Source organism: Ruegeria sp. CDSC085 (assembly GCF_059610465.1).
This window is the reverse complement of record NZ_JBXWNR010000020.1, coordinates 1-12677: the sequence shown is the minus strand read 5'-3', so window position 1 is coordinate 12677 and position 12677 is coordinate 1. Positions and strand designations below refer to the sequence as shown.

General features: G+C 58.1%; 15 protein-coding genes and 1 riboswitch. Of the genes, 10 read left to right on the top strand and 5 right to left on the bottom strand.

Features of this window, described 5'->3' with window-relative positions; all coding sequences use genetic code 11:
- Positions 1 to 9 precede the first annotated feature (9 nt).
- Positions 10 to 930 carry an alpha/beta hydrolase family protein gene (locus AC2FJB_RS19675; RefSeq protein WP_496720309.1) on the bottom strand — a complete coding sequence of 307 codons (921 nt, stop codon included), beginning with the start codon at positions 928 to 930 and terminating at the stop codon, positions 10 to 12.
- A 70-nt stretch (positions 931 to 1000) separates the two neighbouring features.
- Positions 1001 to 1221: riboswitch (cobalamin riboswitch) on the top strand.
- A 91-nt stretch (positions 1222 to 1312) separates the two neighbouring features.
- On the opposite strand from AC2FJB_RS19675, the gene AC2FJB_RS19670 reads away from it, so the two are divergent.
- Entirely contained in the window at positions 1313 to 1720 is a 408-nt protein-coding gene (locus AC2FJB_RS19670; protein WP_496720307.1) for a hypothetical protein, read from the top strand.
- Here AC2FJB_RS19670 and AC2FJB_RS19665 read toward each other — a convergent pair.
- Positions 1712 to 2224, bottom strand: coding sequence for a protein-tyrosine phosphatase family protein (locus tag AC2FJB_RS19665; RefSeq protein WP_117872146.1), 513 nt, complete (start codon positions 2222 to 2224; stop codon positions 1712 to 1714). The two genes, AC2FJB_RS19670 and AC2FJB_RS19665, sit on opposite strands and share 9 nt — an antisense overlap.
- A gap of 171 nt (positions 2225 to 2395) precedes the next feature.
- On the opposite strand from AC2FJB_RS19665, the gene AC2FJB_RS19660 reads away from it, so the two are divergent.
- The 6 genes from AC2FJB_RS19660 to AC2FJB_RS19635 all read left to right on the top strand — a co-directional run bounded on the left by AC2FJB_RS19660 (position 2396) and on the right by AC2FJB_RS19635 (position 7538).
- A complete protein-coding gene (locus tag AC2FJB_RS19660; protein ID WP_496720305.1) occupies positions 2396 to 4159 on the top strand; it encodes a DNA polymerase III subunit gamma/tau in 1764 nt (587 codons plus the stop codon).
- Between the two features lie 584 nt (positions 4160 to 4743).
- Positions 4744 to 5028: a TauD/TfdA family dioxygenase gene (locus AC2FJB_RS19655; RefSeq protein ID WP_496720301.1), complete on the top strand. Its 285-nt coding sequence runs from the start codon at positions 4744 to 4746 to the stop codon at positions 5026 to 5028.
- 229 nt (positions 5029 to 5257) lie between these two features.
- Entirely contained in the window at positions 5258 to 5611 is a 354-nt protein-coding gene (locus AC2FJB_RS19650) for a YbaB/EbfC family nucleoid-associated protein (protein ID WP_496720299.1), read from the top strand.
- A 64-nt stretch (positions 5612 to 5675) separates the two neighbouring features.
- Positions 5676 to 6269: a recombination mediator RecR gene (gene recR / locus AC2FJB_RS19645; RefSeq protein WP_496720297.1), complete on the top strand. Its 594-nt coding sequence runs from the start codon at positions 5676 to 5678 to the stop codon at positions 6267 to 6269.
- Positions 6270 to 6348: 79 nt separating this feature from the next.
- Complete coding sequence (locus AC2FJB_RS19640; RefSeq protein WP_496720295.1) at positions 6349 to 6912, top strand: histidine phosphatase family protein; 564 nt, start codon at positions 6349 to 6351, stop codon at positions 6910 to 6912.
- A 137-nt stretch (positions 6913 to 7049) separates the two neighbouring features.
- Positions 7050 to 7538, top strand: a complete 489-nt coding sequence (locus AC2FJB_RS19635) for a hypothetical protein (protein WP_117872136.1) — start codon at positions 7050 to 7052, stop codon at positions 7536 to 7538.
- On the opposite strand, the gene AC2FJB_RS19630 is transcribed toward AC2FJB_RS19635, so the two are convergent.
- Positions 7535 to 8164, bottom strand: coding sequence for a ribonuclease T2 family protein (locus AC2FJB_RS19630; RefSeq protein ID WP_299901691.1), 630 nt, complete (start codon positions 8162 to 8164; stop codon positions 7535 to 7537). The genes AC2FJB_RS19635 and AC2FJB_RS19630 overlap by 4 nt on opposite strands.
- Before the next feature lie 131 nt (positions 8165 to 8295).
- Between AC2FJB_RS19630 and AC2FJB_RS19625 the strand changes: the two genes are divergently transcribed.
- Positions 8296 to 9057 carry a DUF1013 domain-containing protein gene (locus AC2FJB_RS19625; protein WP_117872134.1) on the top strand — a complete coding sequence of 254 codons (762 nt, stop codon included), beginning with the start codon at positions 8296 to 8298 and terminating at the stop codon, positions 9055 to 9057.
- A 51-nt stretch (positions 9058 to 9108) separates the two neighbouring features.
- Positions 9109 to 9498, top strand: a complete 390-nt coding sequence (locus AC2FJB_RS19620) for a hypothetical protein (RefSeq protein ID WP_496685536.1) — start codon at positions 9109 to 9111, stop codon at positions 9496 to 9498.
- 57 nt (positions 9499 to 9555) lie between these two features.
- On the opposite strand, the gene AC2FJB_RS19615 is transcribed toward AC2FJB_RS19620, so the two are convergent.
- Together AC2FJB_RS19615 and AC2FJB_RS19610 are read right to left on the bottom strand one after the other, a co-directional pair.
- Positions 9556 to 10587: a permease gene (locus AC2FJB_RS19615; protein ID WP_496685533.1), complete on the bottom strand. Its 1032-nt coding sequence runs from the start codon at positions 10585 to 10587 to the stop codon at positions 9556 to 9558.
- On the bottom strand, positions 10580 to 10888 hold the full coding sequence (locus AC2FJB_RS19610) for an ArsR/SmtB family transcription factor (RefSeq protein ID WP_117872131.1): 309 nt from the start codon (positions 10886 to 10888) through the stop codon (positions 10580 to 10582). Before AC2FJB_RS19610 ends, AC2FJB_RS19615 begins: the two co-directional genes overlap by 8 nt.
- A gap of 133 nt (positions 10889 to 11021) precedes the next feature.
- On the opposite strand from AC2FJB_RS19610, the gene pdxR reads away from it, so the two are divergent.
- On the top strand, positions 11022 to 12482 hold the full coding sequence (pdxR, locus tag AC2FJB_RS19605) for a MocR-like pyridoxine biosynthesis transcription factor PdxR (protein ID WP_496676604.1): 1461 nt from the start codon (positions 11022 to 11024) through the stop codon (positions 12480 to 12482).
- Positions 12483 to 12677 lie beyond the last annotated feature (195 nt).

Genomic DNA, 12677 nt, shown 5'->3' with positions numbered 1-12677 from the left:
CGCGTCTGGTCAAGCGATCAGTCGCGGCCAAACCGCTGCGTTGCGCCGGGCAAATGCTCCGATATGACCAACCTCAGGCAACCCGAAATCGGCGGGGCTCAGCAGGTGACGGTTGGCATCGGGGCCGTAAAGATCCGCAAGCCGCCAAACCGCTTCCGGCGGCACCATCTGGTCGTCCTCGAATGCAAACAAATCCACGGGCACTCCAGTTTCCTCCCAGTGCGCCGCAGGTAAGTCACGCCCGATTTCAGGTACATAGCTTAACGGCGCTGTACACCATTTGCGCCACTGCCAATAGACCGATGCCGGCAGGTCCGAGCCAAACCCGATCGCCTTTCCGGGAAGGTAGCCAAGTGCTCGGGCCAAAAGCGGGGCATGGCCGTACCAGAACAACCCTGCCAAACCCCGATAGGGCCACGGATGGTCGCTTAGGGTCACAAGCCCCGAACACACACAGATCATCCGGTCAATCAGATCGATATCCGGTTGTACTGGCCCCAACATCGCGCCGACGGAATGGCCGATGGTCCAGTGTTTCGCATTCGGGAATCGCCGACGCATTTCCGCCCGTGCCGCGGGCATGTCGATCAAGGCCCAATCCGCCATGGTCGCACGCGAATCTTTCAGGCGGCCCGTTAAAGAATACCCATAATCCCTATAGTCATAGGTCAGGCAGGCCATGCCCTTCTCAGCGGCAAGCCATCGTGCGAAATGGCGGTAATAATCACGCGGCACACCCGTTGCACTGTTCAGCACGACGACGATTTCGGGCGAAGTTACCGGGCTATACAATCGGGCGGACAGCGTTTTCTGCCCGGACGGAAACCGAAACTCCTCGGTCAATACCGTTTGCTCTGTATCCAACATGATCTCTGGCTTTTCGCTTGGTAAATCCGGCTTCCGAACCTCAACACCCTCGACACTATGCATGAACCAACATCGTATCCAGCATGACCAAGCGTCCGGTCAAAAGATCGGCTTGACTCGGTGCGTGCTCAAACGCTAGCGGTTGTGTGATGGTTTCCGGCCTCCACAAAGGGTCGGGATGAAAAGGGAACACGGTGCGGTAATGTCTGGTCATACAGGCAACAACCAAATCCGCGACTGCCCCCGCAACTGTAAGCGGTAAGCGATGCCAAAACACCACTGGCCCAATGGCCGGGAAGGTCGGCAAAGCAATGACCCGCAAGTCAGGAGACCTGCCATCGGAAACGAAACCGAAACTCGGGCGGGGTGTCCGGGCAGGTCCTGACGGCATCACGCTGTCCCACCTGTCCCAAATATCCTGTCCGCCACGCGCGGAGGGCGCAGGATGATCTGGAAGACAAAAACGCGTGAATACAGTGCAACAGTATGTCAGCGGACGGGCAAAACCTGCCCCGCTTTGGCGCGGCTGGCGCGCTCGATATCCGAAGCCGTGACGCAGGCGACCTTGGCCACAAGTGACGATTTGGAGGTTGAGGGCAGCAGTGAGCTGTCGCATTGCGCCGAAGGATGCCATGCAATTTTCCGCGCGCGATCAGAGAGCATTCGTATCTTTTGCGGGACGCAGCCCGAAGCCGCAATTGAGCCCCTGAACGGCTATGCCGACTTGATCTTCGGAAACACGTTCAGTGCGATGCCATCCGGCGTCGTAAAAAACCCACCCTGCGCGATGATCCAGGTTTCCACGATCCGGCCTCGAAAACCCGTTTGCGGGCCCGCGCAGATGTCAATCTGATTCCAGACTGACCCGTGCCTGGGCACGCCGAGAGGCCCAGGCCAGTTGCGCATCCGTTTCGACAGCGCAAGGACGTACCGCCCGCAATCGTTCCAGCGCTGTGTCCGCGCGTTCGCCGCATTCGACCATCAGCCGCAGAACAACCATACCTGACCTGCCACAGCCCCCACGGCAGTGCACCAAAACGCGACCTCCACCTGACAGCGCGTGCCGGGCTGCGGCGCTGACAGACGGCCACGCGTCCTGAATCGCCTGTGTCGGCGCTCCGAAATCTTCGATCGGAAGGTGAACCCATCGGCTGGCGCGGCTTTGAATGTCGCTGCCGAAATCCTTCGCGCCATCCTGAAGCATCTCGACATCCGTTGTCATCGATACAACAAGCCCCGGCTGCCAGGCTGCGATCGTATCCAGATCGCTGAAATAATCCCCGCCACGTCCGGGCATCGAGGTCAGTGCAAGCGTTCCGCCTCCGACTTGCAGGGCGTAGATCACCAGCTGCGACATGAAACGTGTCCTCCCCAAAGAACTCTTTACAACAATGAGTCATTAAATTTGCTAACGCAGTTTAGTGCGAAAGCGACTCGTTTCTAAATCAAAAATCATGACACCACGCTGTGGACGCGGGCAGCGGTGGCCACTACGCTGTGCCCAAGCACCGAATCCCAACGAGAAGACATGACAGACAGCTCCAGCCCCGCCTATCAGGTTCTCGCCCGCAAATACCGCCCGGAAACCTTTGCCGATCTGGTGGGTCAGGATGCCATGGTGCGCACCCTGAAAAACGCGTTCGCGGCCGATCGGATCGCGCAGGCCTTCATCATGACCGGCATTCGCGGCACCGGCAAAACCACGACCGCGAGGATCATCGCCAAGGGCATGAATTGCATCGGTCCGGACGGAACCGGTGGCCCCACAACCGAGCCCTGCGGTCAGTGCGAACACTGTGTCGCCATCATGGAAGGTCGCCATGTCGACGTGATGGAGATGGACGCCGCCAGCCGCACAGGCGTCAACGATATCCGCGAGATCATCGACAGCGTGCGCTATCGCGCCGCCAGCGCACGTTACAAGATTTATATCATCGACGAGGTTCACATGCTCTCGACCAGTGCTTTCAACGCGCTGCTCAAGACGCTGGAAGAACCGCCCGCGCACGTGAAGTTCATCTTCGCGACCACTGAAATCCGCAAAGTGCCTGTCACAGTACTGTCCCGATGCCAGCGCTTCGACCTGCGCCGGATTGAACCCGAAGACATGATTGGCCTTCTGAGCAAGATCGCCGAAGCGGAAAGCGCCCAGATTGCCGAAGACGCGCTGGCACTGATCACCCGAGCAGCGGAAGGATCGGCCCGGGACGCGACCTCGTTGCTGGATCAGGCGATATCGCACGGGGCTGGCGAGACGACCGCCGATCAGGTCCGTGCAATGCTTGGACTGGCGGACCGTGGCCGCGTTCTGGACCTTATGGATATGATCCTGCACGGCGACGCCGCGGGCGCACTTACCGAGTTGAGCGGGCAATACGCCGAAGGCGCGGACCCGCTGGCGGTGCTGCGCGACCTGGCCGAGATCACGCACTGGGTGTCCGTCGTAAAGATCACACCTGACGCGGCCCAGGACCCGACAGTTTCTCCGGACGAACGGACCCGGGGCCAACTCATGGCCGAGGCTCTGCCGATGCGGGTCCTGACCCGGATGTGGCAAATGCTGCTGAAGGCGCTCGAGGAAGTCTCCGCTGCCCCCAACGCGATGATGGCCGCTGAAATGGCCGTTATCCGCCTGACTCATGTGGCTGATTTGCCCAGCCCCGAAGAGCTGATCAAGCGATTGCAGGATAACCCGCCACCGCCGCAGGGCGGGCCCAACGGCGGCGTGCCCATAGCCAGACAGGGTGCGGTTCCAACGCAAGCTGGCGCGGCCCATCCGCCTGCCTACGCGTCGCCCCCTCGCGGTGCCGGTGGTGCGCCGGTTGCAGCTCTGGCGCAGGATGCTCAAACGGCCCTTGCGCGGTACCCGACCTTCGACCACGTGGTCGAACTGATCCGAACCAATCGCGACGTGAAGTTGCTGGTTGAGGTGGAAAACGGCGTGCGCCTCGTGTCCTATCAGCCCGGACGAATCGAATTCACACCCGCCGCTCAAGCACCGGCGGATCTGGCTCCACGGCTGGGCTCTGCCTTGCAACGCTGGACAGGAAACCGGTGGGCGGTCTCGATTGTCTCGGATGGGGATGCACCCACAATTGGGGAAGTACGGGACGAGGCCGAGCTGGCACTGAAATCCGAGGCTGAACAACACCTTTTGGTTCAGGCTGTGCTGGCGCAATTCCCCAAGGCGAGAATCACCAATATCGAGACGCCGGAACAACGCGCCGCCAAGGTCGAGACCGAAGCTCTTCCCGAAGTTGAAGACGAGTGGGACCCGTTCGAGGAAGACTGACCTTGCAACCCGTCATCTCGTGTCACAAGTGATACTCATCGACTCTTCCCGTGATTACACCGTTCCACAACGTGAGCGAGGGATTTCATGCGAGCGTCACCACTGCATCCAATTTTCGAATTGATTGTTCACGACATCGACCTGCGCGAAGTTGCAGGTGATACCTTGTATCCTGACACTCGGCAGGCGTTCGAAACCCACTCAGCGTTGCTGTTTCCCAAACAATCAATCCCGGATACATACCATGTTCGCATCGCCGAACTGTTTGGCCGTTGGAGAATAGAAGAGCCGTGGCGGCGGCACACGACTTTGAATTTCAGATTTCCGAACTGACCTAGAAAACAAAAGACAGCCTTTGCTCAAAGGACGATCTGCGCTTGCTGGATTTGCAGGCAAATTTGTTGTGATATGTTGCGGCACACGGACAGTATGTTCCTGCCGACGCCTGCACTGATCAACATTCTGACGGCCAAGGCCGTGCTCCCGTCGGGTAACCCGACCGAGCTCGCATCGACCCTAGCGGCGCGGGCAGATATGCCGGATCAACTGAAAATACACTGAAGGATGCCATTATCTGGCACCGGTTGTCTCATTCCCGATCAAAGATTTCAGCCGATCTGGCCGAACTGTCAAAAATAACCAGATGGCAGGATTGCCAATGGCGCGCGATCTGGCCAAATCCTGTATTCATCGCTTCGCATGCCTTTGCTATCGAAGGGATAGGGCATCATGAAGGTCAGACCCTGCTGGACAACGCAATCACGTTCTGCACGCAGCCCGAACAAGTCTATTCCCACAAGCGGTCAGTCGGCGACGTTCTCATCTGGGACGAACGCGCCACGATGCATCGCGGCCGTCTCTGGAACTAATACCACCCAGGAACCCTGAAATCCATTTGCTGCTCTGTCAGCGACGCCGAAGGTTCAAACCGCGTTCGAGAAAACTAAGAACCAACCCTCCCGCGCCCGCCACGGTCTATCGGCTGCGCCGATACCCCTGAGCGGCCTTGCCAAAGACCTTGACGACGGGCGGGACAACCCTTGTGCGATGTGGCCGCTGCCCGTATCTAGAGCGCAAACGGAGACACAGGAGAATACTATGCTGAAAGGACTCGGCGGGCTTGGCGGTCTGGGCGACATGGCCAAGATGATGAAATCCGCACAGGACTTGCAATCCAAGATGACCGAGATGCAGGAAGAGCTGAACAACATGATGGTTGTCGGTGAATCCGGTGCTGGCCTGGTCAAGGCAACTGCGACCGCCAAGGGTGAACTCAAAGGTCTGGATATCGATCCGTCCATCTTCAACGGTGACGACAAGGAAGTGGTCGAAGATCTGATCCTGGCCGCCATCAAAGACGCGCAGACCAAGGCCACCGAACGCTCGCAGGCCGAGATGGCAAAACTGACCGAAAGCATGGGCCTGCCCGCAGACATCAAGCTGCCGTTCTGATACACCCTCCTGACGGATCATCGGCCGGGCACCTGGGCCTGGCCCTTTTGCAGGAGCGCCCGGGTTGAGTTCCAACAGCGATATAGACAATCTGATCGACCTGATGGCCAAGCTGCCGGGCCTCGGCCCACGCTCGGCCCGCCGCGCCGTTCTGCATCTGATCCGCAAACGTGCCCTGCTGCTGACACCCCTGTCTGATGCCATGCAGCAGGTCGCGATCACCGCCCGGGAATGCCTGAATTGCGGTAACGTGGGCACTACTGACATCTGCGATATCTGCGACAACGAGGCCCGCGCGACCGGAGAGTTGTGCGTGGTTGAAGACGTCGCCGACCTCTGGGCGATGGAGCGCGCCGGTGTTTTCAAAGGCCGCTATCATGTTCTGGGTGGCACGCTGTCGGCGCTGGACGGGGTCGGCCCGGACGAACTGCGCATTCCCCGACTCAGGGACCGGGTCACGGCCGAAGGGATTACCGAGGTCATTTTGGCGCTCAACGCGACCGTCGATGGCCAGACAACCGCCCACTACATTGCAGACCAACTGGAGGGTCAGGTGCGCCTGACCTCTTTGGCCCAAGGTGTGCCGATCGGCGGAGAGCTGGATTATCTGGATGACGGGACGATTACGGCGGCGCTGCGGGCGCGGAAAGAGATCTAAATCAGCTTTGTCAAACCGCACCCCTATTTTTACGCCAGTAAGAACAACACCCCTCGGGCATTAAATTGAGGTACGCATCTTGAGCAAGTATCCAGAACTTTTTGTCCTGAGACATGGCGAAACCGAGTGGAACAATCAGGGTAAGTTCCAAGGGCGCAAGGATTCTCCGTTGACGGAAAATGGCAAGTCTCAGGCTCGAAAACAAAACGAGATACTCAAACAAGTCCCGGATGCACCATCGCGTGTTTATGCCAGCCCACAGGAACGGGCTAAACACACCGCGCGTTTGGCAACCTCACCTCATCATGAGGTGATACATGACGATCGGCTTATGGAAATCGCGTTTGGACAATGGGAAGGTGCAACGAGGGATTTCATCCGAGAGCAAATCGACTGTTCCTATGAAAGCTATCATTGGTATTTTCGCAGCCCGGGCGGAGAGAACTTGGATGACATCTGCGGTCGCGTAGATTCTTTTCTGAAGGAACAGGTAGAGCCAGCGATCATCGTAACCCATGGCGTTACATCATTGGTGCTGAGAGGGCTTTGGTTGGGCCTGGATTTGGACACTCTGCTACGGCTACCGAGAACACAAGGGTGCGTGTTTCACCTTGCTAACGGCATTGAAACCATATTGAGCTGAGCTCATGGATTGGGCTCGAATTCAGGTTTGCCTCGCTTTCAATACCGGGACAGCCATAGTTCAAAAAAGCAACTTTGGATGATCACTAAACTGCTCTAAGGATAGATAAACTCAGCGAATACTTTGGAGCACTCCTCATGACCCGTCTTCTTGCGCTTGCTTTTGCTACATTTTCTGCCACCGCCGCCCTTTCACAAGAGCTGATCGACAAAGGCTACGTCGAAGGCTGGAACATCATGATGGACCCCGCACTTGGCAACGGGTGCCTGATCCAGACGGTGTATCAGGATCTCTCGGTGGTGCGCCTTGGCTATGACGCACTGGACAATCGCGGGTACTTCGCCGTCTACAACAAGGCTTGGGGCGACATTAAGCAGGGTGAGAGTTACCCGATCCGGTTCGATCTTGACGGCAAAAGCCATGATGCCACGGCCATCGGGTTCAACGAACGCGACGTGCCGGGCGCGACCGTGTTTTTCACCGATCGGAGCTTCGTGAACGCCATCGCTCAGAACAAGACAATGACGGTCTACAATCCGGCAGGTGAGGTGGTGATGGCCATTGACCTCAAAGGGACCGCCAAGGCTTTGGACTATGCGCGGGACTGTCAGAACAAAAAGCTCTAACGAATCGGATCAAAGAGCGCGTCCTTGGCGGTGCAATCACGGATCACGTCCCGACCGCAGGGCACGGAATCCAGATCGCGCGACAGGCACACGCGGACCTCTTCGATATAGCCCTGTTTGCAGGTGATCGTGATCATGTCGCGCTCCAACTCCGGGTTGGCTTTCAGGAATGCCTCCTCGACCACCGAAGCGGGCAGTTTGACGGATGAATCCAGCTTGCGGAACACCTGAGGGCGCTCGACCGCTTCATAAGCCCGCCGGGACAGGGCAAAGTAGTCGGACGCCGACAATCCCGAACATGTGCCGTGTTTCTTCCATTGATGCCAGGCAAGGCCGGAACTGCCCTGAATATCCTCCATTTCCCGCGTCATGCGGCGCGAAGGTGGGCTTGCGGGGGTACGGCAGTAGGACGGCCAGCCCTGATGGAACTGAGGCCACAGCCCGTGCAGAACCCAACCGTGATCATGGCGTGAATCGCATTGATCCGATCCGCGCGCATCTCCTTCGCGGGCGCACCAGTTGGGCGACCAGCTCAGCGACAGAACGTAGTAGTCAAACTCGCCTGCCTTTTCGCCCTCGGCCAGCGCAGCCACCGCGCTGAAGACCCACAAAACTACCCAGCGCATTCGCCTCTTCCCTTCTTGCCTTTGCGCGACTATATACGGGCCAAGTTCCCCGACAACGGAAACCTGCCCCAAGAACCAAGGGGCCGCCGAATTCCGGCGACGGGACAGATGTATGTATAGGAGACGGGCTGATGGCAAAACCGCTTATGGCCAAGGCAACCGCCGTATGGCTGGTGGACAACACCACGATCAGCTTCAAGCAGATCGCGGATTTCGTAGGAATGCACGAGTTGGAAGTGCAGGGTATCGCTGATGGTGACGTCGCCGCCGGCGTAAAAGGCTTTGACCCGATCGCCAACAACCAGCTGACCCAGGACGAGATCGAAGCGGCACAGAACAACCCGCTTCACAAGTTGAAGCTCAAGTTCAACCCGTCAGCCGCTGGCGAAGAAAAGCGTCGCGGTCCGCGATACACGCCACTGTCGAAACGTCAGGACCGTCCGAACTCGATCCTGTGGCTGGTCAAGTTTCACCCGGAACTCAGCGATGGCCAGATTGCCAAGCTGGTAGGCACCACGAAACCGACCATCCAGTCGATCCGCGAACGCACGCACTGGAACATCTCCAACATGCAGCCGATTGATCCGGTTGCTCTGGGTCTGTGCAAGCAGTCCGAGCTGGACACCGCCGTACAGAAAGCGGCAGCCAAGAAAGCGGCTGAAGGCGGCGTGATGAGCGACGACGAACGTCGCAAGCTGGTGTCGACCGAGCAGTCGCTGGAAATGGACGCAGCGCCGAAGATCCCGACCGCAATTGAAGGTCTGGAAACTTTCTCGCTGTCCGACGAACCGTCCAAAGAGAAAGACGACGAGCCGATCATCGACGCAGACAGCTTCTTCAACCTGCCCAAAGGTGGGGCGGATGAAGAAGACGAAGACGATCTTCGCCCGTAACGCGCAAACAGCCTCGGCCAGAACGGCTGGGGCTTTTTTTACGGACTTGCCATGCTGAATGTTCTATCTGCGGTTTTTGGCCCGCATCACGCCGTAACAATCTATGCCTTTCTCAAAACGTGGGGGCTTGGCCTGGCTGCCGGTGTTGTCATGATTGCCATCGTTGCGACATTGTTTCTATTGGGAGATGAAGGCGAACACGAGCATGAGGCGTTCCTGATCGTCCCGGTACTGTCTGCAACTCCGGTGAACGGAGACCTGAAGAATGGCGTCGTGGCTTCGGTTCGCCTGCCGGATGGTTCCGCCACGTCGATTACCTCTACGGATGCGCAGGTTTCGCAGACCGTAGGCACGACGGCCTGTGTCGAAAAACGCGTCTATGTCGAAAGCGGTGAAGCCCGGTACCGGTTCAAACTGCCACGTCTCTGCGAAGGCAGTTGATCGACGGAACCGAAGGGATAAAAGCCGCCCGATGCTGACACCGGGCGGCTTTTGCGTTCATACCATTTGAAAGATGATGCCTGCCACGATCGCGCCACCGACGCCCAGGATCAGATAGGTTGCAAAGACGCGCGGTTTGACCAAAGACCAGACCGCGGCCATCGCCGGAATGGAACTGACGGCTCCGGCAACCATGAACGACATGGCAGCACCTGCTGTCATACCTTGCTCCATCAACCCCGCCAGCAGGGGCGGCGCCACGTAGGAGTTCAGGTAGGCCGGCATACCCACCAGCGCAGCAACGATGATCGGCAGCACGCCTTCTCCGCCGACCACGCCGGCAATCAGGTCGGCAGGCACATAGTTAACCAGCAGAGCCTCAAGCACATAGGCCAGCGCAAGCCATTTCAACAGGAACAAACCGTTGTGCACGAATTCCGAACGGAACCGGATCCGGCGCGCGGGTTCCTGCCAGAATTTCCAGACCGGTTTGTCGTCCGTTTTCGGACCACACCCGCAGCACCCAGCGGGCTTGTATTCTCGCAGGGGCTGGGCAAACGCGCCTTTGCGCATCAGCAGCCGAACCGAGAATCCACCGAACAAACCAAGCGCAACCGCCGCGACGGCTTTACCGATGGCAAAGGGCCATCCCAGCGCACCGGCAGTGATCAAAAGCGTCGGCGGGTCGATCAAGGGTGAACTGAGCCAGAATGCCATGACCGCGGACAACGGAGCACCTAAGGCCAGGAGGCCGGCGATAAAGGGAATGACCTCGCAGGAACAAAATGGTGCAAGACCACCGAACAGAGCGGCCAGAAAGATCATCCGGGTCTCACGCCCCGCAAAGGCGCGCGCCACCATCACCTCTGCGCCGGTCGCCTTGAGGTAGGATAGCAGAAGCACTGCAAACAGAATGTATTGCCCTGTATGTGCCAAGGCTTTGGCTGCAAATGTCACCACCTCGCGCAGATTGCCGGGATCCAGGATTGCCACCGCCGCAAGAATGGCAACGATCAGCGTCCAGGGTGTCTTGATCAGGTCCAATACCCCTTTGGCAGTCTCGCGCGGATTCTGTGTCAACTCAGCCATCGTTCGCAGCCTTTCCAACTTCGTCGGCGCAACACTCGCTGAGAATGAATTGCGCAAGATTTCTCAATTCGTCGTAACTGGCCCGGTTGATCGTGGTTCGACCGACCCTTTCCTGTTCGACCACACCACCGGCCGCAAGAAACCGCAGGTGATGGGCCAGGGTCGACGGGGCGATCCCCGTCCGGTCCTGTATCTCGCCAACGGTCAATCCGGCTTCACCGGCCCTGACCAGGGTCTTGAGGACTTTCAGCCGGGCCTCAGAGCCCATGGCAGAAAATCCGGCAGCAGCAGCTTCCCACATTAGTTATCTCCAATAAACTAGATTTCTAGTTATTTAACCTTAAGGAACTCTCCGGTCAACCTCTCTGTTAAAATATCGTGACTGCGGCGTAAGTCCAGATTGCCCCAGCCTTAAGTCCACCCTATAAGCAGGCATGGGGATTTCGGTCGATACATTCTTTCTTGAACTCAATGGTCAGGGCACGTTGCAGGCCCAGATCCAGCAGATGATTGCCGAAGGCATCTTGTCCGGTCGCTTTCACGTCGGAGAAAAACTACCTTCGTCACGCAAACTGGCCGCACATCTGGGTGTCAGCCGAATTACGGTGACGCTGGCGTATACCGAATTGTTGGCCAATGATTATCTGACGGCCAAGGGGCGATCAGGATATTACGTATCGCATAACGCACCGGTCCCTCCCAAGTATTCGCCTGTCCAGCGCGGCACCGAATCCGTTGATTGGGACAAAGCATTGGCACGCCGCTTTCTGGACAGTGACGTTCTGCCAAAACCCAGCGACTGGCGAGAGTACCGTTACCCGTTCATCTACGGGCAGGCCGACCGGACTTTGTTTGACCACGCCAACTGGAGGTTATGCGCCGTCCGCGCGTTGGGGCATAAAGATTTCGATTCACTGACCGGAGATTACGTGGATCAGGATGATCCGTTGTTGATCGAATTTATTGCCCGACACACTCTACCACGCCGTGGCATCGCAGCCCGCCCTGAAGAGATATTGATTACCCTGGGCGCACAGAACGCGCTCTGGCTGGCATCGCGCATTTTGCTGACCCATAACCGTACCGCCGTCATAGAAGACCCTTGCTACTACGCGCTTCGAAGCCTTCTGAACCATTGGGACTGCGCCGTCACACCCTTGAGTGTCGATCGGGACGGATTGCCGCCCGACACGATTCCTGACGAAGCTGACGTCATCTTTACCACCCCCAGCCATCAAAGCCCGACGACCGCGACGATGCCGATCGACCGCCGCAACCAATTGCTAGATCGAGCACGCGATCTCGACGCGATGGTTGTCGAGGATGACTATGAGTTCGAAATGGCCTTTCGGGGTGCGCCTTCGCCGGCACTGAAATCCATGGATCGGGATGGCCGCGTGATTTACGTCGGCAGCTTTTCCAAGTCGCTGTTTCCAGGGTTGCGACTCGGGTACATGGTCGGCTCAGAACCTTTTATCCGCGAGGCACGTGCGCTTCGCTCATTGGTCCTGCGCCACCCACCAGGCCACATTCAGCGCACGGCGGCGTATTTCCTGTCGTTGGGCCACTACGACGCGCAAATTCGGCGTATGTCGAAAGCTCTGCAAGAGCGGCGCGACGCGATGGACAAAGCCATCGCGGAAAGTGGGCTGACCGTGGCTGGACGGGGTGTGATTGGCGGTTCTTCAATGTGGATGTCAGCCCCTGAGCATGTCGACACAACGCAACTGGCATTAAGACTGCAAAACCAGGGTGTTCACATTGAACCGGGTGCGTCGTTTTTCTCGGGACCGGACAGGCCACGGAATTTCTACCGCCTTGGCTACTCCTCAATTCCAACTGACCGCATCGCGCCCGGTGTGAAACTGATCGCAGACGCAATTCGGGCCGTTTAAGCACCATCTGGACCTAATCCGGCTTTCGATTTGGCCCTAACGCAGGTCGCACCCTTGCGCCAAAACCATATCAAACGCCGGGCACAGTGCCCGGTTTCACTCACTCTTGGTTGGAGAACACCCACATGAAGATGACGACGGAAGAGGCGTTTGTTAAGGTTCTGCAGATGCACGGGATTGAGCATGCGTTTGGGA

Coding starts and splice junctions, on each gene's coding strand:
- AC2FJB_RS19635 (WP_117872136.1), top strand. CDS start 7,050: ATGACCCGTCTTCTTGCGCTTGCTTTTGCTACATTTTCTGCCACCGCC.
- AC2FJB_RS19615 (WP_496685533.1), bottom strand. CDS start 10,587: ATGGCTGAGTTGACACAGAATCCGCGCGAGACTGCCAAAGGGGTATTG.
- pdxR (WP_496676604.1), top strand. CDS start 11,022: ATGGGGATTTCGGTCGATACATTCTTTCTTGAACTCAATGGTCAGGGC.
- AC2FJB_RS19620 (WP_496685536.1), top strand. CDS start 9,109: ATGCTGAATGTTCTATCTGCGGTTTTTGGCCCGCATCACGCCGTAACA.
- AC2FJB_RS19630 (WP_299901691.1), bottom strand. CDS start 8,164: ATGCGCTGGGTAGTTTTGTGGGTCTTCAGCGCGGTGGCTGCGCTGGCC.
- AC2FJB_RS19625 (WP_117872134.1), top strand. CDS start 8,296: ATGGCAAAACCGCTTATGGCCAAGGCAACCGCCGTATGGCTGGTGGAC.
- AC2FJB_RS19665 (WP_117872146.1), bottom strand. CDS start 2,224: ATGTCGCAGCTGGTGATCTACGCCCTGCAAGTCGGAGGCGGAACGCTT.
- AC2FJB_RS19650 (WP_496720299.1), top strand. CDS start 5,258: ATGCTGAAAGGACTCGGCGGGCTTGGCGGTCTGGGCGACATGGCCAAG.
- AC2FJB_RS19675 (WP_496720309.1), bottom strand. CDS start 930: ATGCATAGTGTCGAGGGTGTTGAGGTTCGGAAGCCGGATTTACCAAGC.
- AC2FJB_RS19610 (WP_117872131.1), bottom strand. CDS start 10,888: ATGTGGGAAGCTGCTGCTGCCGGATTTTCTGCCATGGGCTCTGAGGCC.
- AC2FJB_RS19660 (WP_496720305.1), top strand. CDS start 2,396: ATGACAGACAGCTCCAGCCCCGCCTATCAGGTTCTCGCCCGCAAATAC.
- AC2FJB_RS19670 (WP_496720307.1), top strand. CDS start 1,313: ATGATCTGGAAGACAAAAACGCGTGAATACAGTGCAACAGTATGTCAG.